This is a genomic window from Actinomyces oris (assembly GCF_001937665.1).
Lineage (GTDB): Bacteria > Actinomycetota > Actinomycetes > Actinomycetales > Actinomycetaceae > Actinomyces > Actinomyces stomatis.
The window spans coordinates 1-24,663 of the sequence record NZ_MSKL01000028.1 but is presented as its reverse complement, the minus strand read 5'-3'; the positions used below and the strand labels follow the sequence as shown (position 1 = coordinate 24,663).

The window sequence follows — 24,663 nt, the reverse complement described above, 5'->3', positions numbered from 1 at the left end:
CGGGCGCCCGCCTCAGCCCGCCGGGAACCGGTAGCGGTAGATCCTGCTTCCCCGCGCGTAGTAGAGACTGCCGTCGGCGCCGAGGGCCAGGGAGTTGACGTAGACCTTTCCTTGAGGCGTGGTGGCGAAGTCGGCGATGACGGTGCCCTCATCCTGCAAGGACGTGCTCAGGGCCCGCAGGCGCCCCGCCATGATCCCGTAGAGCACGCCGTCGCGCTCTATCAGCTGACTGCGGTTGGCGTCGGCGTAGCCCTGCCTGGTCAGCGCCCGGCTGCGTCCGATCGTGAAGTCGGCCGGGATCATGGCGAAGACGTGCATGCCGGTAGTCCCGTACACGGTGCCGTCGCTGCCCAAGGTCAGGGCCGTGATGGAACGCTGGTCCTTGAACGGCGTCATCACCCGGGTCACCTTCCGCGTCTTCAGGTCGAACTCGAAGAGCCTGGGCGCGCTCGCCTCCGTCTGCTCGGGGTTCATGCCGTTGCCGCTGGCACTGGTCCCCACGTACAGCTTGTCCTGGTGGTGGACGATCGACAGCGGCCGGCGGTCGCTCAACAAGCCCCGCAGCGACGGATCCGCATAGTTGATCGTGTCCAGCGGGTAGGTGTCGATCTTGTTGTGCGCGGCGTCGTAGATGGACAGCGCCCCGGAGCCGGCCTTGTTCTTGGGAGAGGTGCCGACGGCGAACTCGTCGTCATTGATCGGCACGATGACGTACGGCCGCGCCTGGCGGGCATCAGACGTGATCCTCACCGACTGGTGATTCTCCAGCGTCGGCCCGGAGGCCCCCATCTCGTACCTGACCAGCTCGCCACTGGGGTAGATGCCCGTGACGAACCACTTGCTGCTGTGCCCGAAGCCCTCGACCTGACCCAGCGGGGCCTGGGGCAGGCTGTACTGCGTCTTGTCCACCTGCGCGTTGGGGGTGGCGCGAAGGAGCATCGGTGCGGTCATGTACCAGGAGGCGTAGAGGTCTCCGCCGGGGACTGCCGTCAGGGACTGGATATCGCGAGGTGATCCCTGGATCGCGTTGCCTCCGTTCGCGTCCTTGGGGAGGCCCGTCGCGCTGCCGTCGGAGGCGTGGACAATGGCGATGCTGGCGTCGTCCTTGCCCGCTGAGATGAAGTGCTCGTGCGTCGCCCAGCTCGACTGACTCGGCCTGGCCGTGGAGGCCAGTCCTTGGGCCAGTGTCCGTGAGGTGTTGGTCCGTGGGTCGTACTCCTGTAGCGTCGGTGTGTTGTGGCTCTGAACGGTGTAGTAGACCTTCTCAGCCTCGCCGGGGCGAGTGACGACCTGGCTGGACCAGGTGTCCACCTCAAGCGCCTTGCCGTCCTTCATCTTCTGCGCCCCGGTGGCCGGGTCCAGGACGCAGGTTCCCCCGCAGGCCGGCCGGACGCCGCCCGGGACATTCGTGCCGACGTACAGGTTGCCGGCCTTGACCTGCAGCCGTTCGAGGTGGGAGAGGCCGGCGGTGACGTGACTGGGCACCGCCAGCTTGGTGGCGGCGTTGGTGGAGGTGTTGATCCGGACGATGGAGGGGTTCTTCGTACCTGTCCCGGCGTAGAGGAACCCGTTGTCGTAAGCGAGGCTGCGCACGTCGCTCTCTCCTGCCTGAACTCCTCCCGGCAGCAGGTCGGTCCACTGGCCCCGTCCCTGGTTGGCGGAGGGGTCGTATCGCAGGATGTGGCCGCCGTGATTGCTCTGCGTGGCCACATAGACCCGGTCGTGCTCGTCGACGGCGACGTCCCAGAGGAACGTGCTGTAGGCGGCGACCTGTTCGTAGCCGGGCCGGGACGGATCGCTCAGATTCGTGGCTTTCTGTCCCTCGGGGGCGTCCGGATCGATCTCGAAGAGCTGTCCGCCGCCGCTGGCGAGCATGACGTGCCGGTTCGACAACGTGGCGAACTCCCAGGGCTGCACGTCGGTGTTCTCCGGGACGAGCCGCTCGCGCGACCTCAGCGTGCGGGTATTGAGGTCCACGACGTGCAGCAGGCCGCCGTTGCCGCCGGCCACGACGATGCCGACGGGGGTGCCGTCACTCAGGACGGTGGTTCCGATGCTCGGCACGCTGGGGTCGGGTGGCGGCGTAGTGGGTAGGGCCTCCTCCCGGCCCCCCGGGTCGATGGCAACGGCGGGCGCGGTGATGGACAGAGCCAGGGTAAGGGCGGTGATAAGCGCGCCCCATAGCGTGATGATGGTCGTCCTTGCTGGCTGTCTCATATCTGTTCTCGCATTGTGTCGGGGGAGGAAGGTGCTACGCGTGTCGCCGTCCAACCAGCTGAACTCGTTGGGGTGGAACGAAGCGTGTGGCCATTGTTCAACGGGGGCAACACGAACGATGGCGAAACCAAACGTGAAGTTGAACGATAAGTCACTGAGAGAGTACTGATTGTGAGTGTCGTGCGCCACTTGAGCGCGGGCTCCTGTCCTTCGTCTCCAGGAGTCGGTCCCTCGGTGCGACCTCCGTTCTGGTGGTTCGGTGCAGTCGTGTGGCTGAGCCCGATGTCCCGCTGGGGCGTGCTGGGTGAGAGGATGACCTGGTGATGGAACAGATCTTCAGGCGGCCGCCTCCGGCAGTGCTGCTGGCGATGGCAGGGCTGACGCAGCACGTCATGACTCGTGGTCGGGAGGTGACGCCGTCATCGATGGCGGTGGCCGCTCCTGTTGCCGGAGGCTCGTTGTGTCTGCTCGCCGGAAGTGCGGGCAACTTTCTTCGGCACCGCACCACGGTCGACCCGGTTAGGGTTGAGCGCGCGCAGCACCTCGTTGTGGACGGCCCCAACCGGCTGACGCGCAATCCCATGTACCTGGGCCTGGCGGGAGCGCTGCTCTCGCACGCGATCGCGCGTAGGAGCCCGTCCGCGGTGATTCCCCTGATCGGCTTCGTCTGGCTCATCGACCGCTACCAGATCCCGGCCGAGGAGGCGGCCCTGGCGGCGAGGTTCGGTCAGGACTACCTCGACTACAAGGAGGCTGTTCCTCGCTGGCTGGGTGTGTCAGGCCTGTCGACGCAGCCCCGCTCATGAGCCGACGATGTCTGGCACCTGAGGTGGGGTGACGCGGCTCGCGCAGTCGGCTGGAATGGTTCGGCAGCATCGGTAGTTGAATGCTGCATGAAAGCATTCGGGTTCCTCAGCTTTGGACACTACGGACACGGTCGCGGCCCTGGCGACCCCGACGCCGGTCAGGCGCTCAAGGACGCCGTCGAGATCGCCGTCGGCGCTGACGAGATCGGAGTCAATGGCGCCTACTGGCGCGTCCACCACTATGCCCGCCAGGCCGCGGCCCCCATCCCGCTGCTCTCCGCGGCCGGTGCCCGTACCAAGCGCATCGAGGTCGGCACCGGCGTCATTGACATGCGCTACGAGAACCCTCTCTACCTGGCCGAGGAGGTCGCCGCCCTCGACCTGCTCACCGACCAGCGCATCGCCATCGGCATCTCCCGCGGCTCGCCGGAGCAGGCTGTACGTGGCTGGGAGACCTTCGGTTACACCGGCGGCGCCGACCCGCGCGGAGCCGACGTCGCTCACGCCCACACCGCTCAGTTCCTCGATGCCGTCCGGGGCGTCCCGCAGGCGGACCTCGACACCAGCGGTGGCATGGCACCCGGCGCCAGCTCCCGCCTGCGTATCGAGCCGCACGCCCCCGGCGTGGACCGCCGCCTGTGGTGGGGTGCCGGCTCGCGGGAGACCGCCGAGTGGACCGCCCGCCAGGGTCTGAACCTCATGAGCTCGACCCTCCTGACCGAGGCCACTGGCGAGGGCTTCTCCCACCTTCAGGCCGAGCAGATCCGCCGCTACCGCGAGGCGTGGAAGGAGGCCGGCCACAACTGGACCCCGCGTGTGAGCGTCTCGCGCTCCATCTTCCCGATCGTCTCCGAGGTCGACCGGAAGTTCTTCGCGCTGCGCGGCGAGGACTCCCACGACCAGATCGGCGTCATCGACGGCCTGCAGTCGACCTTCGGGCGCACTTACGCCGCCGAGCCCGACGTCCTCATCGAGCAGCTCGCCCGGGACGAGGCGCTCCATGCCGCCGACACCGTCATGCTCACCATCCCCAGCCAGCTCGGCGTCGACTTCAACCTCCACATCTTGCAGGCCTTCGCAGAGCATGTCGCCCCGGCACTGGGGTGGCAGCCCAACACCGCCGGACCGGTGACGGGCTATTCCCTGGAGGTGTAGACCTCCGGCAGCGGTCACCGTCCGGTCCGGCCGCGATACGGTTCCGTCATGGAGGGCGCAGGCGATCAGGCCCCGGTGGTCGTGCACGACCTCGTGATGCCACAGGAGGACGATGGGCCGGATCGCGAGGAGCTGCTGACGGAGCGGAACGCCCTGGTCGATCGGGTGAAGGAGCTGAGCCCGCTGCTGCGCGACATCCATCAGCCGGTCCTGGAGATAACGGCAGCGATCAACGACGTGAAGGCCCGCATCGACGAGATCGACGCGGAGCTGCTCGACCGTTCGGTGTCGGCGGCGGCGAAGCTGCTCGCGGACGTCGAGGAGCCGGTCGGCACCGCGGAGCGCCGCGAGGTGGTCGAGGCGAAGTGGAAGGTGTTGGACGTGGACCGCCGCCGGATGCTCGTGGACGAGCTGGTGACAGTGACCATCGAGCCCATCACGCCCGGTCACGTGAAATTCGACCCCGACCTGATTCGGATAGAGCCGCGTCGCGACTGACTCATGAGTCGACTCGTCATTGCAATGGTGAGTCGACTCGTGGGAGAATGGTTGCAGACAAGAAGATCCCACCGGGGCCGCGACTTAGAAGCGCGGGGTTCTGCTCCCGGATGAGTAGCCGGTCAAACAGCCCAATTACCGTGGCGGGGAACCGGAAGATACTCATGTCTGAGGACTTCCGATGTCTGTCGTTATCGACGTTCCCCGCGCATCCGCGCTCGACCGCCCTGGCCTCGATCAGGGCTCCACTCCTTCTCCGCAGGCAGACGGCCTCGATCCCGTCATCGCCGCCGCTCGTGCTGCTGGTCGTCTGGCCGGTGAACGCCTGGCTCGCACGCCCCTGACCCCGCGACAGCGCGCCGCGGTCGCCGCCGTGATGGGCGGTGGTCACTGATGAGCGCCAACTCCGCCGCCTTCGACCACGTGAACGGCTTCCGCTGGCGACAGGGCGACCCCTCCCTCGCCGAGTCCGAGGCACGTCTCTACGACCTCGGCGTGCTCCGCTCCGTGCTGGAGGAGTCCGTCGAGATCGCCGTCGCCGACGCCCGCGCCGATGGGGTGACCTGGGCGAAGATCGGCGACGCCCTCGGCGTCACGCACCAGGCTGTCATCAAGCGCTACGGCCGGGGCGGTGGTCGCTGATGCGCGCCGACGCACGCAACCTCAGCACCGCTCCCGCCGACCTGACCCCGCCCGGAGGGCCTGGCCTGGCACCCGCCGAAGGCGGGCCGCCCGTCGTCGTGATGACGGTCCGCAGCCGTGCTTCGCACTCTAAGAGTTTCGGGAGCCTCATTCGTTCCTACGGGCGCGGCAAGGGCTTGTCGATTGCCGCGTCCTGCAACAACGTGCCTGGTCAGCGGTCGGTTCCGCCCGCGCTCCGTCGCGTGGCCTCGTGGGATCATTTTGGGTCTCATTTGGGGGTCAATAGGGGGTCATTTAGGCGCCGCACTCTCTCTGAGGCCCTCCGCGCTGTCCGCGGCGGGGGTGGTCGCCGTGGCTAAGCAGGAGAACAACCCGACGAGCATCGGGCTCACGCAGTACCTCGATCCGTCGTACTGGACCTGGGCTGCCGAGGACCCGAACGGGGCCGCGCTGCTCCAGCAGGGAGCCGAGGCGATCCTCGCCTACGTGGTGCAGCGGCTCGAGGCCACCGGCTGCGAGGTCGTCGAGGCCTACGGCATCGTGCATGACAAGGACGAGCGCGAGGTCTGGAGCGACACGGAGAAGGCTCTGGTGATCGAGCCGAAGCCCGATCACCTGCACGCGGTCATCAAGTTCGCCAGCCGTGCGAAGAGCGCACCGCTGGATCGGCTCGCGTTCGGCATCGGCGTCGAGCCCCAGTACGTCGAGAAGCCGGGCCGCGGGCGGTACGCCTACGACAACATGCTGTCGTATCTGACGCACGTGAAGTACGCGGACAAGCACCAATACGCGGCTTCGGAGGTCGCTACGGTGCGTGGGCCTGACTACCTCGGGATCGACGCCCAGCGTCGGGAGACCTTGCTCAAGGGGCGCGCGCACGTGAAGAAGAAGGTCGTCGCCGAGAACTTCGAGGACATGCGCGAGCGCGTGCTCCAGGGCGAGTTCACGCGGGATCAGATCATGCTCACGGACGAGCTGTTCGACATCTACTCGCGGCATCAGCGGGAGATCGACGACGCGCTGTCGGCCTACGGCCAGCGCCGCGCATACCGGGCGGCGGCGAAGCTCCGCGCCGGTGAGTTCTCGACGCACGTGGTGTTCGTCCATGGGGATGCCGGGATCGGCAAGACCCGGTTCGCCACGGACTTCATCACCGAGGCGATCAACGCGGCGAACGCGCACGGCGAGCGGTGGCAGGTCTACCGGGCCGCGACGGGGAACCCGCTTGATGACTGGCGAGGCGAGGAGGTGCTGCTGCTGGACGATCTGCGGGCCTCGGCGATGGATGCGAACGACTGGCTGCTGCTTGATCCGTACAACGCCTCGCCTGCGAAGGCTCGGTACAAGAACAAGGGCGAGGTGGCCCCGCGCCTTATCGTCATCACGGCGACGATCGAGCCTGTCGAGTTCTTCTACTACGCCCGCCAGAAGGGCAACGTGGACGAGGCGTTGGACCAGTTCATCCGCCGCTTGGCCTCGGTCGTGAAGGTCTATCGCGCCGACGACATCAATCGTTACCTCGTGCAGCACATTGGGAAGATCGAGCCCTACGAGTGGCACCAGTGCAGCATCCCGACCGCCGCACACACGCCCGGCATGTACGGCAACGCGTATCACCAGAACGTCGGGTCGCGGGAACTGACCTACGGTCCGGAGACCTCGGGGGAACATGACGCTGAGGGCGCGGTTGCTGAGCTGCTGGGCGGGCTCGCGGTGCGGAGCCCTGACGTGCCGCTGGCGCTGATCGGAGGTGCCGCATGAGCACCGAACGCGATGCGCTCTTCCAGGGGGTCGAGGGGGCCGGAGGCCCCTCGCAAGCAGCCGGGGAGGACATGAGCGCCAGCGAAATGTCCGACACGGCTACTGCTTGCCACTCTGGCGTACAGGTGGAGCAGCAGACCGACTCCCAGGTGAACACCGGTCGGGCTGATGCGGAGGCTGTGCGTCAGAGTCACGGCGGCGCGAAGCGTCGTCGTGGGGGCCGCGCGAAGCTCGATACCGACTTCGGAGAGGAGACGCTCGCGGCGCTTCGCACTCGTGCGAAGCGGCTCGGGCTGGCTCCGAGCACGTGGGTGCGGACCGTCGTCCGGGATGCCCTCCACGCCTCTCGGAGCGAGGAGTTGGACGCCGCCGTGGCCGCGCACCTGCTCGGGGTCGAGGCGCGGGTGCAGGCGTCGGCGGATGCTCGCGAGCTAGCCGCGCAGATTCGCCCGCTGGCGATCAACGTCAACGACCTCGACCGCCGGGCGCGGGCTGGTGAGTCAGTGGCGCTGTCGGCGGAGGTGCCCGAGCTGATCGAGTTGCTGCGCGAGGTCCGCGCCCTGCTCGGGGATCGGGCGGCCTCATGAGCACCACGCACTACAGCGCGAGCGCCAGCGCCGCCGACACGGAGCGCTATATCCGTGGCAAGGAGGACGAGCGGGGCATCGCGATCACGTGCGATGTGCCGGGAGGCCCCGGCGCGTTCTCGGCGCGCGCTCGGTCGCTCACGCAGAACACGACGCGCGAGGTCGAGGCGGTGCATTACCGCCAGTCGTTCAGCGACGAGGAGTTCGACCCGAAGAGTCCGGAGGACGTGCAGCGGGTGAACGATCTCGGTTATCAGCTCGCGAAGAAGATGCACCCGGATTCCGACTGCCTCGTAGTCAGTCATGTGGATGGGCGGGGCAAGAAGCCGCACAACCACATCTTGGTCATCAACCACAACAACCGGACGGGGAAGGCGCTCTCGGACTATCGCACGTTCCACGACCGCAAGGCCGGGAATCAGCGGGGCGTCCAGTCGGCGAACGACCAGCTGATGCGAGAACACGGGCTCTCGGTCGTGAAGCGGCTGGAGCACGCACCGAAGGACTGGGAGCTGCGCCGCGAGGACTTCGCCGAGGGATCGCTCGACCGCGAGATGGGCGACCGGATGAGCGCGGCGCTGGCCGATCCCCGGGCGGTGGACAAGGCCGGTCTGGTCTCGGTGATCGAGGAGCAGAACCAGCGGCTCGGCGATGACGGGGAGCGGGTGCCGCGGATGCGGTTGCACAGCCCCGTCAGCAAGAAGGGCAAGCGCGCCGGGCAAGAGACCTGGACGCTCTACATCGAGGATCGCCGCGGCGAGTCCGGCCGCGCCGAGCGCCGCAAGCGCGCGAGCGCCCTCTCGGCGGACTTCACCCCGGAGGGCGCGCAGGCGTTCTTCGACTACCGAAGGAGAAGGAACATGAGCGCAGCGCTCGACAGGCTGAAGCAGCAGAACGAGCCCGAGCAGTCGCAGCAGCAGCTCGGCAGTCCGGAGACGATGGAGCTGTTGACCTCGATCCTCGCCGCCGTCGAGGCGCAGAACACGAGGATCGCCACGCTGACCGAACAGCAGAAGAAGCTCGCGGGGTTCGTGAAGGTCATGGACGAGGAGACGACGAGGCGGCTGGAGCGGATCACGGCCCCGGCGTCGACCTCCTCGCCCTCCAGTGACGTGTCCGCGAGGATCGCGAGTATCGAGAGCAGGCAGAACGAGATCGCGAGCACGCTCGGCGAGTTCGCGCAGAGTCTCAACGGCGAGAGCTTGAACGCCGCGTCGCGGAGCTTGGTCGCGGAGGCGCAGAAGAATCGCGCGGCTACGGCCTCGGCGATTGAGGGTCTGAAGGCGCAGGTCACAGCGAACCAGAAGCTCGTGAGCCAGGTCGGCGGCGCGGTCCAGCGGATCGAGAAGCGCACCGAGGAACGGGTCGAGAAGGCTGTCGAGCAGGTCGCCGGGGAGGCTTCGGCCACGATGACCGCGAGCCTCGACGCCTCGAACGCGCGGGCGGAGCGGATCATCGCCGCGACGGCGAAGCTGGAGGCGCGACAGCTCTGGTCCGCCGCCGCCGCGATGTGCCTCGTTCTCCTGCCGGTGGCCGTGGTCGTCGCCGGTCTCTGGATGGGCATCGCCGGGCTCATCACGGGTGTTCAGTGGGCGCTGGACGTGGACGGGAGCGTGTGGCTCGGCATCGGCCGGTGGCTCGTGGTCGGCGCTGGCCTCGCCGGGGCCGGCTACGGGCTCTTCGCGTCCGTCCGCTGGGTTGCGGGTCTCGTGGAGACCTGGAAGGGCCGCGGGATGCCGAAGTGGCCCCGCTGGCGCAAGAGGTGATCACGCCTCACGAGGGCAAGCGCGCGCAGCGCGTGCGGCAGCCGCGACAACTGGACATTAGGTCAGCGGCTGCTGTATAGTTCAGTGCATGCTGACCATTGCTTCGCGTCTTGACGTCATGAACCGGCTCGGCCGGGCCATGGCCGACCCGACGCGCTCCCGCATCCTGATGTCCCTGCTCGACAGCCCGAGCCACCCCGCGGTGCTCTCGCGCGAGCTGGGGCTGACCCGCTCGAACGTGTCCAACCACCTGACCTGCCTGCGCGACTGCGGGATCGTGGTCGCCGAGCCCGAGGGCCGCCAGACTCGCTACGAGATCGCCGACCCGCACCTGGCTGCGGCGCTGACGGCACTGGTCGATGTGACCCTCGCCGTGGACGAGAGCGCGCCGTGCATCGACCCGGCCTGCTCGGTGCCGGGCTGCTGCGCCGCGAGCAGTTCGGGGGACGCCTCGTGAGCGCCGCCTGCGGCTGCGACGAGCCGACGACCAGCCCCGCGGACGAGGCAGAGGAGGCAGAGCGCCCGTGGTGGCGTGATCCCGGCCTGGTCGTGCCGATCCTCTCCGGCGTCGCGTTCGGCACCGGCCTGGCGCTGGAGTGGTCGGGGCTGCACATCGCGGCGCTGGTCGCGTTCTGGGCGGGCCTGCTGCTGGGCGCGTACACGTTCGTGCCCGGTGCGATCCGGAATCTCGTTGTGAAGCGCAAGCTCGGGATCGCGCTGCTGATGACGATCAGCGCCGTGGGCGCGGTGATCCTCGGCTACGTCGAGGAGGCGGCCGCGCTGGCGTTCCTCTACTCGATCGCCGAGGCCCTGGAGGACAAGGCGATGGACCGCGCCCGCGGCGGGCTGCGCGCGCTGCTGAAGCTCGTGCCGGAGACCGCGACCGTGCTGCGCGACGGGACCTCCGCCTCGGTCCCGGCCAGGGAGATCGCCGTCGGCGACGTGCTGCTGGTCCGCCCTGGCGAGCGGGTCGCGACCGATGGGCTGGTCCGCTCGGGCCGGTCGAGCCTGGACACTTCGGCGATCACCGGTGAATCGATCCCGGTCGAGGTCGCGCCCGGAGAAGCGGTGTCGGCGGGCGCGATCAACAGCGCCGGCGTGCTGGAGGTCGAGGCGACCGCCGCGGGCACCGACAACTCGCTGACCACGATCGTGGAGCTGGTAGAGCAGGCCCAGGCCGAGAAGGGCGACCGAGCCCGGATCGCTGACCGGATCGCCCGCCCGCTGGTGCCCGGCGTGATGGTCCTCGCCGTCCTCGTCGGCGTGCTCGGGTCCCTGCTCGGCGACCCGGAGACCTGGATCACCCGCGCCCTGGTCGTCCTCGTCGCGGCCAGCCCCTGCGCGCTGGCGATCGCGGTGCCCGTCACCGTGGTCTCCGCGATCGGCGCGGCGACCAAGTTCGGCGTCGTCATCAAGAGCGGGGCCGCCTTCGAGCGCCTCGGCGGCATCCGGCACCTGGCCGTGGACAAGACCGGCACTCTGACCCGCAACCGGCCCGAGGTAACCGCCATCGTCGCCGCCCATGGGTTCGACGATGCGCAGGTGCTTGCTTGGGCTGCCGCCGTGGAGCAGCACTCGACGCACCCACTCGCCGCCGCCATCGCCGCCGCGGGCCGGGGAACCCCCGCCGCGCAGGACGTGGCCGAGGAGGCCGGGCACGGCATCGGTGGCCTGGTCGACGGCCGCAGGGTGGCGGTGGGCAGTCCGCGCTGGATCGACGCCGGTCCGCTCAAGGCCCGGGTCGAGGACCTGGAGGCCGAGGGGCAGACCTGCGTGCTCGTCACCGTCGACGGCTTCCTGGCCGGGGCGATCGGCGTCCGCGACGAGCTGCGCCCCGAGGTCCCCGAGGTCGTGCGGACCCTGCGCGACCAGGGCGTCGAGGTGAGCATGCTCACCGGCGACAACTCCCGCACCGCTGCTGCGCTGGCGAAGCTGGCCGGGATCGGCGACGTGCACGCCGAGCTGCGTCCCGAGGACAAGGCTCGCATCGTCGCCGGGTTCTCGGAGACGTCGCCGACCGCGATGATCGGCGACGGCATCAACGACGCGCCCGCCCTGGCCGGGGCGACCGTGGGCATCGCGATGGGCGCGACCGGCTCCGACGCCGCGATCGAGTCCGCCGACGTCGCCTTCACCGGCCACGACCTCGGCCTCATCCCGCAGGCTCTGCGCCACGCCCGCCGCGGCGGCAGGATCATCAACCAGAACATCGTGCTGTCCTTGGCGATCATCACTGTGCTGCTGCCGCTGGCGATCACCGGCGTGCTCGGCCTGGCAGCGGTCGTCCTCGTGCACGAGGTCGCCGAAGTCGTCGTCATCGCCAACGGACTGCGGGCTGCGCGTGCCCGCAAGCAATAGGTGTTCCGTCCAACGCCATAACTCAGACATGCGCTACGAGAACCCTCTCTACCTGGCTGAGGAGGTCGCCGCCCTCGACCTGCTCACCGACCAGCGCATCGCCATCGGCATCTCCCGCGGCTCGCCGGAGCAGGCTGTACGTGGCTGGGAGACCTTCGGTTACACCGGCGGCGTCGACCCGCGCGGGGCTGACGTCGCTCACGCCCACACCGCTCAGTTCCTCGATGCCGTCCGGGGCGTCCCTCAGGCCGACCTCGATACCAGCAGCGGCATGACCCCGGGTGCCGGCGCCGGTGCCCGTCTGCGCATCGAGCCGCACGCCCCCGGAGTGGACCGCCGCCTCTGGTGGGGTGCCGGCTCACGGGAGACCGCCGAGTGGACCGCCCGTCAGGGACTCAACCTCATGAGCTCGACCCTCCTGACCGAGGCCACCGGTGAAGGCTTCTCCCACCTCCAGGCCGAGCAGATCCGCCGCTACCGCGAGGCGTGGAAGGAGGCCGGCCACGACTGGACCCCGCGTGTGAGCGTCTCGCGCTCCATCTTCCCGATCGTCTCCGACGTCGACCGCAGATTCTTCGCCCTGCGTGGCGAGGACTCCCGCGACCAGATCGGCATCATTGACGGCCTGCAGTCGACCTTCGGGCGCACCTACGCCGCCGAGCCCGACGTCCTCATCGAGCAGCTGACCCAGGACGAGGCGCTCCATGCCGCCGACACCGTCATGCTCACCATCCCCAGTCAGCTCGGCGTCGACTTCAATCTCCACATCCTTCAGGCCTTCGCTGAGCACGTTGCCCCGGCGCTGGGCTGGCAGCCCAACACTGCCGGGCCGGTGACGGGCTACTCCCTGGAGGCGTAGCCGCCCGGCAACGGTTACCGTCCCGTCCGGTCGCGATACGGTTCCGTTATGGAGGACGCAGGCGAGGAGGCCCCGGTGGTCGCGTGGATGGAGCACCACCAGGTGGTCCTGTACCTGGGTGCGCTCGTGGCCGGCGCCGTCCTGGGGCTGGCCGCTCCTGCAGCCCGCAGCCTTCTTGAGGTGGCTATCGCCCCGGCACTGGTCGCACTGCTGTACGCGACCTTTCTCGGTGTCCCCTTCCATCGCCTGCGGGCCGCCTTCGCCGACGCCCGGTTCATGACGGCGCTTCTGGTGGTCAACTTCCTGGTGGTGCCGGCGGTGGTCCTGCCCCTGTCCCGGCTGGTGGCCGATGAGCCGGGGCTCCTGGTCGGCACCCTCCTGGTGCTTCTGGCGCCCTGCGTCGACTACGTCATGGTCTTCACCCGTCTGGCCGGCGGCGCATGGTCGTGCATCCTGGCGGCATCTCCGGCTCTCATGCTCATCCAGGCCCTCGTCCTGCCACTGTGGCTGGCCTTCGCCACCGGCTCACCTGGGGCTCAGGGCGGTGGTATCAGCTGGCAGCCCTTCGCGCAGGCCTTCGTCCTCATGATCGCACTGCCCATGGGGCTGTCGATCCTCACGCGGCGTGCCTCACCCCGGTTCCGGTCAGCCGCCCGGCTCGCTTCAGCGACGACGGCGCTCATGGTTCCGCTCATGATGGCGACCCTGGTACTCGTCGTCGCGTCCCAGGTTCCCCATGTCGCCTCCCGGCCCGACGTCGTCGCCCGGGTTGTTCCCCTCTTCGTGACTTTCGCTCTTGTTATGCCGGCTGTGGGAGACATTGCTGGGCGCATGGCTCACCAGGGACGTCAGGAGCGCCTGGCTCTCGCCTTCTCCGGGACCACCCGTAACTCGCTGGTGGTTCTGCCGTTGGCTCTGGCGCTGCCCGATTCCATGGGGATGGCACCGATTGCGGTGGTGACTCAGACCCTGGTGGAGCTCGTAGTCATGGCGATTGGTGTCCGTCTGCTTCCCCGCCTTATTCGATAGACGGGAGTGTGGAGAAGAAACCGACGCAATGATGTCGAAAAACGACGCGGCCTGTGGGGCTCGGACTTCTCCGAGCCCCACAGGCCCCTGTCGTTGAGGGTGGTATCGCCTCTGAATCCCATATTCCAGAGGAGACTCACCCCCCTTCGCCGGAGCGGTTCGCGATCGGGCTCCCTATCAACCCGGGCGACCTCGAAAACCGATCGGTCATCGGGCTCCCCAACCCTCGCGACCGGTTCCGTCCGGCGGCGATCACTATGTAACCCACTGCTCCTGGGGGAGCGCTTCAATGTACCTGAGAGTATTCTGGGAATTCGTTCAGTGGATTTCTTTTGATTTTCCGAGGCGGGATATGTGCTTTTCCGAGGGGGTAAATGTGATTAATCTCTGATGTGTTTTAAACACGTGAGCGATCTCTTTTCTTTGATTCCTTCCAGGTCTTGTTCCGGAAGTGGGGTGTATTGTTCAGCCGTCCAACCGTCAATCAACGGGTGGAAGGTCGTGGTTACCCGGCTCCGCGTGCCGGATGTCACCGTCCCTCGATCTCTTCAAGGAGCAGTTGCCTATGCCGCAGGTCACCGGAGCCATTCACGAGGTGGGGGTTGACCAGCTCTTCTTCTCCACCACAGACGCGCGTGGCGTCATCCGCCACTCGAACAACGTCTTCATTGAGCTCTCGCGCTACCGGCGTGACGAGCTCTCCGGCGCCCCGCACAACATCATCCGCCATCCGGAGATGCCCGGTGGAGCCTTCAAAGCCATGTGGGACACCCTCAAGACCGGCAGTCCCTTCGCCGCCTACGTGCGCAACCTCGCCGCCGACGGTAGTGAGTACGACGTCTTCGCCACCGTCACCCCGCTGTCCGACGGCGGCTACCTCTCGGTGCGCACCCGGCCGGTGTGCTCCGACCTGTTCGAAACCGCCTGCGACATCTACCGCGACGCTCGTGCCATCGAGGACCAGGCTGTCAATGCCGGGGCCAACCGCCGGGCGGCGGCGGAGGAGGGACTCGGCCGTATCGCTGAGCTGCTGACCGGGGTGGGTCTGTCCTCCTACGAGGAGTTCCAGAACACGGCCCTGCCGGCGGAGGTGGCGCGCCGTGAGGAGCTCTCCGAGGGGATTCCGGAGCGCCCCGGCGCCACCGGGGACCTGCGCGTCATGCTCGAGGCGGTGACCACCATCGCCGCGGGGCTCGACTCGTGGATGTCCGGTCAGCAGCAGCTTGCCGAGCTCTCCGCCTCCCTCAAGGCTGCGGGGAAGGGGCTGACCCGAACCCTGGAGGACCCTCGTCTGAACGCCGAGCGCATTGCCGCCCTGGACCGCTCCGACCCCCGGGTCAAGCCCCTGGCCGACCTGCTGGACCTGTGGACCCAGATGCAGAGCCTGGTCAGCCCCCTCGTGGCGCGACTGGTCGACACCCTGGCCCAGCTCGACTCCAATGGCGCCCGGACCCGCTTCCGCATTGCGCTGGCCCGCCTGCACGCCACCATCACCTCGCTGTTCACCGTCGAGCTCATCGACGGCGCCGGAGACCTGCAGTACTCGGCGGAGGCCATCCCCGACCTCATCGAGTCGCTTCGTGACGGCATTGCCGAGATGGAGCGTCAGGCTCAGGCCCACAGCGCGCTCGCGGCCCAGGCGGTCGCCTACATCGGCGAGGCCAGCCGCATGATGACGATCCCGAACCAGCTCCTCATGCTGTGGACCGGTTCTCCCGCGTCGAGCGACCCGGCACTGCCCGCCACCGCCGCAGAGCTCTCCAGCGCCGCCTCCGGCGTCGTCGAGTCCGTGGGACGTCGCCTGGCCGAGCTCGACGAGCTCACCACCCGCTGCCAGGCCATTCATGTCGCCGACAACTCCGCGGACCTTCGGGACGCCCTGGAATCCTTCACGACGGCGGCCAGCGCTGTCGCTCCGAGCTGAGTCCTCCGGCGCTCCCGGTGCGGAGAAGTACGCGGGGCGCAGCACGAACACTGCACGGGTGCAGAACGGCGCCGGTTGGTGAACGCTTCCGTTCACCAACCGGCGCCACTGCGCTGACCGAGTGCTGACGCGGGCTCGCCGTCCCCCGACCGAGCTCAGTACTGGTCGGTCTCGGAGTGCGAAGTCTCCTGGATCGTTGCCTCAGTGGATGCCGCCCCCGGGGCATCCATGCGTTGTTCCTGCACGGGACTTGCTGGTGGGGCGTACCCGTAGGGCTCGGGCTGCTGAGGCCCGGCGGAACCGGCCATGCTGTGGTGTGCTCCGAAGGCGGCCTGCCCGAGAGGCTCCGTTCTCACCGGAACGGGAACGGGGGAGGCCCAGCGCAGCTCATTACTGGGAATCTCGTAGGTCACGCCCGGGTAGCGGCCGAACTGCTCCTCGCTGGGCACGCTCGTAGTAGTGGAGTCCAGCACCGCGAGCATCTGCTCCGGCGTCGGCCAGGAACTGGAGCGTTCGTAGCCGCTGGGGACCGAGGGCGGGAACCAGGCGGTCGACGCCGGCGGGCGGATCATGAGTCGTCCCGGCCGGCTGCGGTCGCGCAGGGCGTGGGCGCGCCAGGTGATGACTGGGTGTGAGGACCGCCAGACGGACATGTGCAACCACAGGCCCTTCTCCCGTGTGGCGCGATCTGCCACGGCGTGGGTGTTGACCTCGGCCCCCAGGTACTTGCCGCCGGAGAGGACCCCGACGAGTCCGGGCACGCCCTGAGGTGCATAGGCATAGCCGTGGTTGTCCGCTGTGTACTCCTGGGACCGGCTCAGAGCACTGCCCAGAAATGGAACGTTGCGGCCAAGTGTGACGAACAGCAGACGCAGGAGGGAGATGTGGCCTGCGGCGAGGTGCCCGACCTCGTGTCCGATGACGAAGCGCAGCCCCTCGGGATCGCGGATCCGGCCACCGATCTCGAACATGTCGGAGTGGACGGCCACGAAACGCCGGAAGCCGTGGCCGGCCGCGAAGGCGTTGATCCGACCGTTGCCCATCACCACGTAGGCATCGGGAACCCGGCGCAGGCCGAACTGCCGGGCCGCCTCGACAACCATTCGGTAGCCCTCCGGGAACTGGGTGGGACTCATCTGGACCGCGGTTGCGCGGAGTTTGGCGTACATCATCGCGCGTGCCACCCAGAGGATGATCGGGACGGCGGGTACCAGCAGCAGGAACTGCATGCCGCTGCCCTCCTTGGTGAGGAAGAAATCGCGGACCTGAGCCCCCGGACCGGTCGGTTCTGGTACGGCGATCAGCCAGATCAGCAGTCCGATCCACAGCAGATAGGCCAATCCCGTCGCCACGCTCGTCGCGATCAGCAGCGGGATCTCGGCAGGGTGACGCAGTTCGCGGATTCCCTTGATGCCGTGAACGGTTGCGCCGTTGAACATCCGCGGGCGAGAGGCCGGCGCGGCTGACGGCGTCGAGCCCGGAGAACCGGGAATGGTGGACGGAACAGGTGGTTGCATAGCGGCAACCTAAACGACTCGCATTGAGAATCCTCTCCTGCCGCAGGAGGATCTTCATGCGTCACCTATCCTCCATCTGGTGGGAAATGTGCTCGTTGGTCATTCCCGTCCACCGTTCCCATGGCTCTGACGGTCCTCCAGGAGTCGAGGTGCAGGTGGGGCCTGACGCCGTCAATCACGACCCCGTAGGCTCCTGCCCGTGCCGCACTCCGCATCACCGTCATCGTCGTCACTTCCGTCATCGCCTCTGCCCTCTCTATCCGGGAATCTGGACCACACCGTGCCCTGGGGCATGCAGATTGCCGTGCGCTACGACAAGGTCCACCCGCCCCGGCGGATCGACGTCGCCGAGGTCGCCGCCCGGGCCGTCGTCTCACTCCTTGCCTCGCCCGCCTCCGCCTCCGGCGGACCGTGGAGCCCGGCCGTCGAGCACTGGCGCGACGGGCGCATCCGCAAGCTCGTGCGCCGAGCCCGGGGCAAGCGCTGGGAGGAGGTTCAGGGCATCGACGGCGTCACCGTCACCCAGGACGGCCCCACCGGCTGGGGGCAGGCGGCCGCGCGCGCCTTCGTCCCCGGTCCGGTGCGCCCCCTGCCCGGGGCGCTGGCCAAGACCCAGGTGGAGGGCACCCACTTCCCGGCCGGTGACGAGCTGCCCCCGCCGCCCGCCGAGATCACCGCGCGCGTCGCCAAGGACCCCGCTGCGGTCGAGGAGATCACGCTCACGGCGGCGTCGGCCTCCACCGGGGCTCTGGTGACGATCGAGGCCACGCCCCTGCACGAGATGACCTCGGGCAAGCTGGCCGCCCAGTGCGCTCACGCCGCCCAGCTGGCCTGGGAGAGCAGCCTCATGCCACCCGCCCTGAGGCGGGCCTGGGCCGATGACGGCTACCGGGTGCGCGTCGTCGTGCCCAGCCGGGAGCAGTGGGAGGCCACCACCCGGCCCGTCAGCGTCACGGACGCCGGCTTCACCGAGCTCGACGGACCCACTGAGACGACCCGCGCCTCCTGGTGAGCGCCGACCTCCTCGCCGGTCTCGCCTCCGACCGGGGTGCTCAGGCCTCGACGGAGGAGGCCGCGGACTTGCGCGCCTGCTCGGGCTCCGGCACCCCGCGGAACACCCACAGCCGGATGAACACGTAGAGGTAGATGCCCTCGCAGCAGGCTGAGATGACGCGCGCCAGCTCCGCATTGACCCCGAACCAGTGCAGCAGCGAGGACAGGCCCAGGATGAAGATGACGTACTGGCTGATGACTCCAGCCATGTAGCCCGCCCCCTGCTCGACGACGTGCCCATGGGCCTGGAAGTTCAGCCACCGGTTGAGCAGGAAGGAGTAGACGGCCGCGATGGCGTAGCCGACCGTGACCGCCACCGGGTAGAACCAGTGGAAGTGGTTGTAGAACACCCACAGGCAGGTGATGTCCAGGAAGAAGGCGGAGCCGTTGATGATCGCGTAGCCGATGAAGGTCACCGGCAGCCGGCTGCGCACGAAGCCCGGCAGGACGGAGTGGATCGCCGTGATGAGGCGCAGGAAGACCTCCGGGGCCCGGCGGGCCGTGGAGGCGGAGGACTCGACGGTGGACGCAGCGGCTTCAGCGGTGGTGGTCCCGGGGGTCCGGTCGTCCGTCGCGGTTCCTGCCATGAGGTGTCCTTCCCTGTGAACGCTCCTGTCAGGGCGAGTCTTCCCCGCCCTCGTCGGTTGGGCAAGTTCCGAAAGGAGGAACGGTGGCCCGCCGGCTCATCCTTGTGACGCAGAGGTAGCCGGCATCAGGGCCTGGGCGACCTCGCGGCGCAGGAGCTCGCCGCCGGCGTCGGCCGGGTGGTGGATAGTGCGCAAGCCCACCTTACGGGCCGCGGTGATGTTGGTGGCGCTGTCATCGACGAACAGAGCCTGATCCGCCTCCACCCCTGCGAGCTCCAGCAGCCGCTGGAAGTAGGCGGCATCCGGCTTGGCCACCCCCAGCGTGCAGGAGTAGCCGTCGATGTCGCACAGGCCGTCATAGCCCAGCTGTTCGCGCATCCAGGCCCGACGCTCCCACTGCTGATTGGTGGCCAGGACTGTTGTGTAGCCCGCCTCGCGCAGATCCCCCACCAGCTGCCAGGCCAGAGGGTCGGGTGTGGCCCGGTGCCACATCTCCAACAGGTCCGATGTGCGCAGCTCCAGCTCCAGGTTCTTCACCACCCGCTCCAGCAGCTCGGTCAGGGTCTCCCGGCCTGTCAGGGCGTCGGTCTCACCATCGATCATGGCCTGGGCGAAGGCGGGTCCGCCGCCTCGTGTCAGCGCCTCGCCCCACGGGGTGCCGATGAGCTGAAGAACGCCGTCGGCATCGAGCAGGACGGCGTGGACGGGAGAGGACGAGGCGGGCGGGATGACCGGCTGAGAGATGCTCACGCCCCGATTCTGCCCTACCCCACGGTGGATTTCGGCCGGGAGGTCGGTCGGGGCATGCGGCGCACCGGGTGGAAGACTGGGGCCATGACTGATGCCGCCAGCACACCCGCCAGTGCCCCGCCCCACCTCTGTTCAGGCGTCCTCGCCACCGATGCCGGCGCGATCCTGCACGACAACGACGCCTACACCGACTCGCTCATCGACTTCGTCACCGCCTCGCCCAGCTCCTACCACGCCGCCGCCGAGGTAGCCCGCCGCCTGGAGGCGGCCGGCTTCACCCGCGCCGACGAGACCGTCTCCTGGGAGGACGGCCTGCCGCGCCGCGGCTACGTCATCCGCGACGGCGCCATCGCCGCCTGGGTGCTGCCCGAGACACTCGCCTCGGGGACGGGCCTGCGCATCGTCGGCGCCCACACCGACTCCCCGGCCCTCAAGCTCAAGCCCGGGGCCGCCCTCGTCCGCTCCGGATGGCAGCTCATCAACGCCGAGGTCTACGGCGGCCCCCTGCTCGCCTCCTTCCTCGACCGCGAGCTGGGCCTGGCCGGGCGCCTGACCACTCGCGACGGCGCCGTCCACCTCGTGCGCACCGGCCCCATCGCCCGTGTCTGCCAGATCGCCCCGCACCTGGACCGCAGCGTCAACGACACCCTTCACCTGGACCGCCAGACCCACCTGCTGCCCCTGTGGTCACTGGCCGGCCCCGACGCCGCCCCCGACGCCGTTGAGACCCACCTGTGCGAGATCGCCGGCATCGACGCGGTCGAGCTCGCCGGCCACGACGTCCTGACCTACCCCACCCAGGCACCGACCCGCTTCGGCCGGGACGGGGAGTTCCTGGCCTCCTCCCGCCTGGACAACCTCTCCTCCGTCCACGCCGGACTGGTCGCGCTCGAGGCGCTCGCGGCCACCGGGGCCGAGCCGGCCGAACCCGTCATCATGGTCGCCTTCGACCACGAGGAGGTCGGCTCGGACACCCGCTCCGGGGCGGGCGGCCCCTTCCTTGAGACGCTGCTGCGGCGCCTGGCCGCGGCCCTAGGGATCAAGGGCGACGCCGTCGATGCCCTCCTGTCGCGCTCGACCTGCGTGAGCGCCGACGCCGGGCACTCCGTTCACCCCGCCTACGCTCACCTGCACGACCCGGCCGTCCAGCCGCTCATCAACCACGGCCCCCTGCTCAAGATCAACGCCCAGCAGCGCTACGCCACCGACGCCGTGGGGGCCGCGATCTGGGCGCGGGCCTGCGCCGCCGCGGGCGTGCCCAGCCAGGACTTCGTCTCCAACAACGCCGTGCCCTGCGGGTCCACCATCGGCCCCATCACCGCCACCCGCCTCGGCGTCACCACGGTCGACGTGGGCGTGCCCCTGCTGAGCATGCACTCGGCCCGCGAGATGTGCGGCGTCAAGGATGGCCCCTGGCTCGCCCAGGCCCTGCACGCCTACTGGCAGGGGGCCTGAGCATGGCGGGGGAGCGAGCGGGCCGCAGGACCCAGCCGGACTCGCCGATCCGCGCTGCGGGCGTACACGGCGCCGCCCCCTGCCCCTGCGGCAGCGGGGGAACCTACGCCCAGTGCTGCGAGCCGTTCCACGACGGCGCCCCAGCGCCCACGGCCCAGGCCCTCATGCGCTCGCGCTACACGGCCTTCGTCGTCGGCGACGAGGACTACCTCTTCCGCACCTGGCACCCACGCACCCGTCCCGAGGGGCCCTACTGCCATCCCGGGACCCGGTGGATGGGACTGACCATCCACGAGACCGTCGATGGCGGGGCGGACGACGAGACCGGCATTGTGGAGTTCACCGCCACCTACCGCACCGGCGACGGGCGCGGGGGAGTGGTGGACGACGCCCTGTGCGAGCGCTCCCGCTTCACCCGCCGCGCCGGCCGCTGGCTCTACCTCGACGCCGTCGGGTAGTCCACCGCGTACGGCGATCGAAGCCCCGTTCGGTCCCGATTCGGTCGACTCAGCCGGCGTCGGCCACGACGATCTTCCCCACTGTGCGCCCGCTCTCGATGAGGCGGTGAGCTTCCCGTATCTGGGCAGCATTGCGAGGCGTGAGCGTCTGGGACGCAGTGCCACGGATTCTTCCACTGTCGATGAGCTCGGCGACGGTGGAGAGGATGCGGTGCTGGGTGATGAGGTCGTAGCCGTGCCTGGGCCGGGCGAACATGAACTCCCAGTGCCAGGAGATGGCCTTGTCCTTGAGCGCGTACAGGTCCAGGTCTCGCTCGTCGTCGATGGCGACGATCTCCCCGAAAGGACGAACCACTGTGGTCAGCAGCGGCACGCGCCCTCGACTCTGTGGGGTGAAGACATAGTCGACGCCATCCGGTGCGATGGCGAGGATCTGCTGGGCAAGGTCCTCGGCGAAGTGGTCCACCACTGCGTCGGCACCCAGCGACCGGACCCAGTCGCGGGACTCCTCACGTGAGGCGGTGGCGATGACGGAGACATCGGTGAGGGCCTTGGTCAGCTGGATCACCATGGATCCCACCCCTCCTGCGGCTCCCAGCACGAGGATCGTGCCTGTGGAGTTCCTGCTCAAGTGGAGCTTGTCGAAAAGCGCCTCCCACGCGGTGAGGGAGGTCAGGGGCAGCGCCGCGGCACTCGCGTAGTCCAACGAGCTCGGCTTCGGTCCGACGATGCGTTCGTCCACGAGCTGCAGCCGTCCGTAGGAGCCGGGACGCTCCAGTGCTCCGGCGTAGTAGACGTCATCGCCCGGTTGGAAGAGAGTGGTCTGCTCACCGACCGCGATGACCGTTCCCGCTGCATCCCATCCCAGGATGCGTTCCTCGCCGCCGGCGTGGTTGAGGGCGGCGCGCACTTTGACGTCAACGGGGTTGACGGACAGTGCCTTAACCTCCACGAGGATGTCGTGGCCAGTGGGGGCCGCCGGGGCGGGGACGGTGGCATCGATCAGGGCATCCGGGGCGTCCACCGAGCCTCCGGATCGAGTGACGACAGCGGTCATGGTACTTCGGGTGTCAGGGCTGCTTGAGGGCATCGATAGCTCCTTGCTCTTTTTGCTCATCGGCTTGTACCAGGTTCGACGGAGGTGCACCGTCAACGGGCACAGACCGTAGTAGGAAGAAAGTGGTTACCCGCAATGACCTCTACTATCAAGAAGATAGTGGAGTGCCGGTGCGCCGGCCGTGATGGCGTCCGGATGCCCAGGGACTCGTGGGTGCACCGTAGGCCCCGCTGCACCCTCAAAGTCCGAGGTCGAGGACTGAGGCGCGTTCCCGCCGAACTGCGCGCATTGGCGACTCCCCGGGTCATAGCCCCGGGACCGCCTTCACGCCGCAACACGACCTAGGGGATCGACCTCACGTGAGTCAGCGCATGCGCGTATCGGGACTCGGCCCATTCCCGAAGTGCGAATACCGGTTCGACGGCGCTCCGGCCGACCTCCGTCAGGGAGTACTCCACGTGAAGAGGAACCTCCGGGATCACCTCTCGGTGCACGAGCCCGTGGTCCTCCAGCCGGCGCAGCGTGGCGGTCAGTACCTTCGGCGAGATGCCTTGAAGGCGCCGTTGCAGCGCCCCGAAGCGCAACGGCCCCTCGGCCAGTGCGCCGATGGCCAGAGCGGACCACTTGTTGGCCACGACGTCAAGAAGATCGCGGCACGGGCACTGGGAGGAGTACACGTCCCCGCGGTGCCTTTGCGCGCTGGGTGCCGTCGAATGGCTGCTGCCCAAGGATCTACCTCCAGAGGATGGATACGTCGCATGCGACTGAGGACTTCCCAGGAGATAGTAATGGCTGAGGGTGGCCGGGCTCTGCTCAGCGCCAGGTGCCGCGCCAGTACTGGATGGGCCAGGGGGCCTCGTCCCAGGAGCGCGCCCCCAGGTCGGCCGCCCAGCGCAGCGGCAGGTAGGGGTCGCGCAGGGCGGCCCGGCCCACGGCGATCGCGTCGGCCTGCCCGGCGATGAGCGCCTGCTCGGCCTGGGCCGCCTCCTCGATGAGGCCCACGCCCACCACCGGGACGTCGCTGCCGGCGACCGCCTGCTTGACCTGCTCGGCCAGCGGCAGCTGGTAGCCGGGCCCCACCGGGATCTCGGCCGGGACGTTACCGCCGCTGGAGATGTGCAGGACGTCGACACCGGCCTTCACCAGCTCGCGGCTGAAGGCGGCGGTCTCCTCACCAGTGACGCCGCCCCCGGCCCAGTCCGAGGCCGACAGCCGGATATCGAGCAGCGTGTCCGGCCCGATGGCCTCGCGCACGGCCCGCACCACCTCGAGCGGGAAGCGCTGACGGTTCTCAACGCTTCCGCCGTAGGAGTCGGTGCGCTGGTTGGACAGGGCAGAGCGGAACTCGTGGATGAGGTAGCCGTGGGCGCCGTGGATCTCGATGACGTCGTACCCGGCCTCGACGGCGCGGCGCGCGGCCGCTGCAAAGGCCTCCACGATCCGGCGGATACCGGCCTCGTCCAGCTCGGCGGGAACCGCGTGCTCCGGAAAGGGGATCGAGCTGGGGGCCAGCAGCTCCCAGCCCTCCAGGGTGCCGGTGCGCGCACCCTCCACCTTGGGTCGCCACGGCCGGGTCCCCGACTTGCGCCCGCCGTGCCCGATCTGAATACCGGCCAGGGCCCCGCCGGCGTGAATCGCCTCCACCAGGCGGCGCTGGCCGGCGACCTGCTCGTCGGACCACAGCCCCAGGTCGTTGGGGGACAGACGCCCCTCAGGGGTGACCGCCGTGGCCTCCACAACGATCGTGCCGAAGCCGCCCACCGCGCGGCTGGCGTAGTGGACCACGTGCCAGTCGGTGACGACGCCGTCCCGCGCCTCGACCGAGTACATGCACATCGGCGGCAGCCACAGGCGGTTGCGGGCAGTCAGCCCGCGCATGGTCATCGGCTCAAGGATGCGCAGCGCGCTGGAGGTAGTCATGACCTCACGCTACTCTCCCGACCGCTCGGCCGACATGGGGCGGGAATCACCCGTGCGATGGCGCCATGGAACCCATAGGCTCCCGGGCGTGAGCCCGCGTCCCGTCCCCGTCTCCGATCGTGTTCTACGGCCCGTCCCCGTCTCCGACCCTGTTTTACGTCCCGTCCCCGTCTCCGATCGTGTTCTACGGCCCGTCCCCGTCTCCGACCCTGTTTTACGTCCCGTCCCCGTCTCCGATCGTGTTCTACGGCCCGTCCCCGTCTC

The 24,663-nt window shown here is 68.8% G+C and carries 23 protein-coding genes; 16 read left to right on the top strand and 7 right to left on the bottom strand.

Annotation, left to right across the window (positions count from 1 at the left end; translation table 11 throughout):
- Nucleotides 1-12: 12 nt before the first annotated feature.
- Nucleotides 13-2,217: a hypothetical protein gene (locus BKH28_RS11150; RefSeq protein WP_075418862.1), complete on the bottom strand. Its 2,205-nt coding sequence runs from the start codon at nucleotides 2,215-2,217 to the stop codon at nucleotides 13-15.
- A 323-nt stretch (nucleotides 2,218-2,540) separates the two neighbouring features.
- On the opposite strand from BKH28_RS11150, the gene BKH28_RS11145 reads away from it, so the two are divergent.
- From BKH28_RS11145 to BKH28_RS11075, 13 genes are all read left to right on the top strand, one after another.
- Nucleotides 2,541-3,023, top strand: a complete 483-nt coding sequence (locus BKH28_RS11145; protein WP_075418879.1) for a methyltransferase family protein — start codon at nucleotides 2,541-2,543, stop codon at nucleotides 3,021-3,023.
- A gap of 87 nt (nucleotides 3,024-3,110) precedes the next feature.
- Nucleotides 3,111-4,178 carry an LLM class flavin-dependent oxidoreductase gene (locus tag BKH28_RS11140; protein ID WP_075418861.1) on the top strand — a complete coding sequence of 356 codons (1,068 nt, stop codon included), beginning with the start codon at nucleotides 3,111-3,113 and terminating at the stop codon, nucleotides 4,176-4,178.
- 48 nt (nucleotides 4,179-4,226) lie between these two features.
- Nucleotides 4,227-4,676, top strand: a complete 450-nt coding sequence (locus BKH28_RS11135; protein ID WP_075379513.1) for a hypothetical protein — start codon at nucleotides 4,227-4,229, stop codon at nucleotides 4,674-4,676.
- Between the two features lie 181 nt (nucleotides 4,677-4,857).
- Nucleotides 4,858-5,070, top strand: coding sequence for a hypothetical protein (locus tag BKH28_RS11130; RefSeq protein WP_003780572.1), 213 nt, complete (start codon nucleotides 4,858-4,860; stop codon nucleotides 5,068-5,070).
- The gene (locus BKH28_RS11125) at nucleotides 5,070-5,318 is read left to right on the top strand and encodes a hypothetical protein (protein WP_003780556.1); all 249 of its coding nucleotides are present in this window, start codon (nucleotides 5,070-5,072) and stop codon (nucleotides 5,316-5,318) included. The genes BKH28_RS11130 and BKH28_RS11125 overlap by 1 nt, the downstream gene beginning before the upstream one ends.
- A gap of 351 nt (nucleotides 5,319-5,669) precedes the next feature.
- Nucleotides 5,670-7,079, top strand: a complete 1,410-nt coding sequence (locus BKH28_RS11115) for a Rep family protein (RefSeq protein WP_256695842.1) — start codon at nucleotides 5,670-5,672, stop codon at nucleotides 7,077-7,079.
- Nucleotides 7,076-7,666: a hypothetical protein gene (locus BKH28_RS11110; RefSeq protein WP_009212769.1), complete on the top strand. Its 591-nt coding sequence runs from the start codon at nucleotides 7,076-7,078 to the stop codon at nucleotides 7,664-7,666. Before BKH28_RS11115 ends, BKH28_RS11110 begins: the two co-directional genes overlap by 4 nt.
- On the top strand, nucleotides 7,663-9,432 hold the full coding sequence (locus tag BKH28_RS14025) for a relaxase/mobilization nuclease domain-containing protein (RefSeq protein WP_256695840.1): 1,770 nt from the start codon (nucleotides 7,663-7,665) through the stop codon (nucleotides 9,430-9,432). Before BKH28_RS11110 ends, BKH28_RS14025 begins: the two co-directional genes overlap by 4 nt.
- Nucleotides 9,433-9,520: 88 nt before the next feature.
- Nucleotides 9,521-9,889: a Cd(II)/Pb(II)-sensing metalloregulatory transcriptional regulator CmtR gene (gene cmtR / locus BKH28_RS11095; RefSeq protein ID WP_003780589.1), complete on the top strand. Its 369-nt coding sequence runs from the start codon at nucleotides 9,521-9,523 to the stop codon at nucleotides 9,887-9,889.
- Nucleotides 9,886-11,790: a heavy metal translocating P-type ATPase gene (locus BKH28_RS11090; protein WP_003780583.1), complete on the top strand. Its 1,905-nt coding sequence runs from the start codon at nucleotides 9,886-9,888 to the stop codon at nucleotides 11,788-11,790. Before cmtR ends, BKH28_RS11090 begins: the two co-directional genes overlap by 4 nt.
- Nucleotides 11,791-11,818: 28 nt before the next feature.
- Entirely contained in the window at nucleotides 11,819-12,649 is an 831-nt protein-coding gene (locus BKH28_RS11085; RefSeq protein WP_075418858.1) for an LLM class flavin-dependent oxidoreductase, read from the top strand.
- A gap of 48 nt (nucleotides 12,650-12,697) precedes the next feature.
- Complete coding sequence (locus BKH28_RS11080; RefSeq protein ID WP_075418857.1) at nucleotides 12,698-13,678, top strand: arsenic resistance protein; 981 nt, start codon at nucleotides 12,698-12,700, stop codon at nucleotides 13,676-13,678.
- A 565-nt stretch (nucleotides 13,679-14,243) separates the two neighbouring features.
- Nucleotides 14,244-15,602 (top strand): PAS domain-containing protein, encoded by a 1,359-nt coding sequence (locus tag BKH28_RS11075; RefSeq protein WP_075418856.1) that lies wholly within the window; start codon nucleotides 14,244-14,246, stop codon nucleotides 15,600-15,602.
- Nucleotides 15,603-15,757: 155 nt separating this feature from the next.
- On the opposite strand, the gene BKH28_RS11070 is transcribed toward BKH28_RS11075, so the two are convergent.
- Nucleotides 15,758-17,041, bottom strand: a complete 1,284-nt coding sequence (locus BKH28_RS11070; RefSeq protein WP_075418855.1) for a M48 family metallopeptidase — start codon at nucleotides 17,039-17,041, stop codon at nucleotides 15,758-15,760.
- Between the two features lie 370 nt (nucleotides 17,042-17,411).
- On the opposite strand from BKH28_RS11070, the gene BKH28_RS11065 reads away from it, so the two are divergent.
- A complete protein-coding gene (locus BKH28_RS11065) occupies nucleotides 17,412-18,131 on the top strand; it encodes a peptidyl-tRNA hydrolase (protein WP_075418878.1) in 720 nt (239 codons plus the stop codon).
- Nucleotides 18,132-18,171: 40 nt separating this feature from the next.
- Here the strand turns inward: BKH28_RS11065 and BKH28_RS11060 are convergent, their stop codons facing one another.
- Nucleotides 18,172-18,759, bottom strand: coding sequence for a GtrA family protein (locus BKH28_RS11060; RefSeq protein ID WP_075418854.1), 588 nt, complete (start codon nucleotides 18,757-18,759; stop codon nucleotides 18,172-18,174).
- 96 nt (nucleotides 18,760-18,855) lie between these two features.
- Nucleotides 18,856-19,509 carry an HAD-IA family hydrolase gene (locus tag BKH28_RS11055; RefSeq protein WP_075418853.1) on the bottom strand — a complete coding sequence of 218 codons (654 nt, stop codon included), beginning with the start codon at nucleotides 19,507-19,509 and terminating at the stop codon, nucleotides 18,856-18,858.
- A gap of 84 nt (nucleotides 19,510-19,593) precedes the next feature.
- Here BKH28_RS11055 and BKH28_RS11050 point away from each other — a divergent pair, with 84 nt between their 5' ends.
- Nucleotides 19,594-20,964 carry a M18 family aminopeptidase gene (locus BKH28_RS11050; protein ID WP_178388874.1) on the top strand — a complete coding sequence of 457 codons (1,371 nt, stop codon included), beginning with the start codon at nucleotides 19,594-19,596 and terminating at the stop codon, nucleotides 20,962-20,964.
- A 2-nt stretch (nucleotides 20,965-20,966) separates the two neighbouring features.
- The gene (locus BKH28_RS11045; RefSeq protein WP_075418852.1) at nucleotides 20,967-21,422 is read left to right on the top strand and encodes a YchJ family protein; all 456 of its coding nucleotides are present in this window, start codon (nucleotides 20,967-20,969) and stop codon (nucleotides 21,420-21,422) included.
- A 49-nt stretch (nucleotides 21,423-21,471) separates the two neighbouring features.
- Here the strand turns inward: BKH28_RS11045 and BKH28_RS11040 are convergent, their stop codons facing one another.
- The 3 genes from BKH28_RS11040 to BKH28_RS11030 all read right to left on the bottom strand — a co-directional run bounded on the left by BKH28_RS11040 (nucleotide 21,472) and on the right by BKH28_RS11030 (nucleotide 24,399).
- Nucleotides 21,472-22,512: a zinc-binding alcohol dehydrogenase family protein gene (locus tag BKH28_RS11040; RefSeq protein WP_075418851.1), complete on the bottom strand. Its 1,041-nt coding sequence runs from the start codon at nucleotides 22,510-22,512 to the stop codon at nucleotides 21,472-21,474.
- A 308-nt stretch (nucleotides 22,513-22,820) separates the two neighbouring features.
- Nucleotides 22,821-23,156 carry a winged helix-turn-helix transcriptional regulator gene (locus tag BKH28_RS11035; protein WP_009394986.1) on the bottom strand — a complete coding sequence of 112 codons (336 nt, stop codon included), beginning with the start codon at nucleotides 23,154-23,156 and terminating at the stop codon, nucleotides 22,821-22,823.
- A 136-nt stretch (nucleotides 23,157-23,292) separates the two neighbouring features.
- On the bottom strand, nucleotides 23,293-24,399 hold the full coding sequence (locus BKH28_RS11030; protein WP_075418850.1) for an NADH:flavin oxidoreductase/NADH oxidase: 1,107 nt from the start codon (nucleotides 24,397-24,399) through the stop codon (nucleotides 23,293-23,295).
- Between the last annotated feature and the right edge of the window lie 264 nt (nucleotides 24,400-24,663).

Bases quoted from the DNA above. Each gene is read 5' to 3' on its own strand.
- BKH28_RS11150 (WP_075418862.1), bottom strand. From the start codon at position 2,217: ATGAGACAGCCAGCAAGGACGACCATCATCACGCTATGGGGCGCGCTT.
- BKH28_RS11145 (WP_075418879.1), top strand. From the start codon at position 2,541: ATGGAACAGATCTTCAGGCGGCCGCCTCCGGCAGTGCTGCTGGCGATG.
- BKH28_RS11140 (WP_075418861.1), top strand. From the start codon at position 3,111: ATGAAAGCATTCGGGTTCCTCAGCTTTGGACACTACGGACACGGTCGC.
- BKH28_RS11135 (WP_075379513.1), top strand. From the start codon at position 4,227: ATGGAGGGCGCAGGCGATCAGGCCCCGGTGGTCGTGCACGACCTCGTG.
- BKH28_RS11130 (WP_003780572.1), top strand. From the start codon at position 4,858: ATGTCTGTCGTTATCGACGTTCCCCGCGCATCCGCGCTCGACCGCCCT.
- BKH28_RS11125 (WP_003780556.1), top strand. From the start codon at position 5,070: ATGAGCGCCAACTCCGCCGCCTTCGACCACGTGAACGGCTTCCGCTGG.
- BKH28_RS11110 (WP_009212769.1), top strand. From the start codon at position 7,076: ATGAGCACCGAACGCGATGCGCTCTTCCAGGGGGTCGAGGGGGCCGGA.
- BKH28_RS14025 (WP_256695840.1), top strand. From the start codon at position 7,663: ATGAGCACCACGCACTACAGCGCGAGCGCCAGCGCCGCCGACACGGAG.
- cmtR (WP_003780589.1), top strand. From the start codon at position 9,521: ATGCTGACCATTGCTTCGCGTCTTGACGTCATGAACCGGCTCGGCCGG.
- BKH28_RS11085 (WP_075418858.1), top strand. From the start codon at position 11,819: ATGCGCTACGAGAACCCTCTCTACCTGGCTGAGGAGGTCGCCGCCCTC.
- BKH28_RS11080 (WP_075418857.1), top strand. From the start codon at position 12,698: ATGGAGGACGCAGGCGAGGAGGCCCCGGTGGTCGCGTGGATGGAGCAC.
- BKH28_RS11075 (WP_075418856.1), top strand. From the start codon at position 14,244: ATGCCGCAGGTCACCGGAGCCATTCACGAGGTGGGGGTTGACCAGCTC.
- BKH28_RS11070 (WP_075418855.1), bottom strand. From the start codon at position 17,041: ATGTTCAACGGCGCAACCGTTCACGGCATCAAGGGAATCCGCGAACTG.
- BKH28_RS11065 (WP_075418878.1), top strand. From the start codon at position 17,412: ATGCAGATTGCCGTGCGCTACGACAAGGTCCACCCGCCCCGGCGGATC.
- BKH28_RS11060 (WP_075418854.1), bottom strand. From the start codon at position 18,759: ATGGCAGGAACCGCGACGGACGACCGGACCCCCGGGACCACCACCGCT.
- BKH28_RS11050 (WP_178388874.1), top strand. From the start codon at position 19,594: ATGACTGATGCCGCCAGCACACCCGCCAGTGCCCCGCCCCACCTCTGT.
- BKH28_RS11045 (WP_075418852.1), top strand. From the start codon at position 20,967: ATGGCGGGGGAGCGAGCGGGCCGCAGGACCCAGCCGGACTCGCCGATC.
- BKH28_RS11040 (WP_075418851.1), bottom strand. From the start codon at position 22,512: ATGCCCTCAAGCAGCCCTGACACCCGAAGTACCATGACCGCTGTCGTC.
- BKH28_RS11030 (WP_075418850.1), bottom strand. From the start codon at position 24,399: ATGACTACCTCCAGCGCGCTGCGCATCCTTGAGCCGATGACCATGCGC.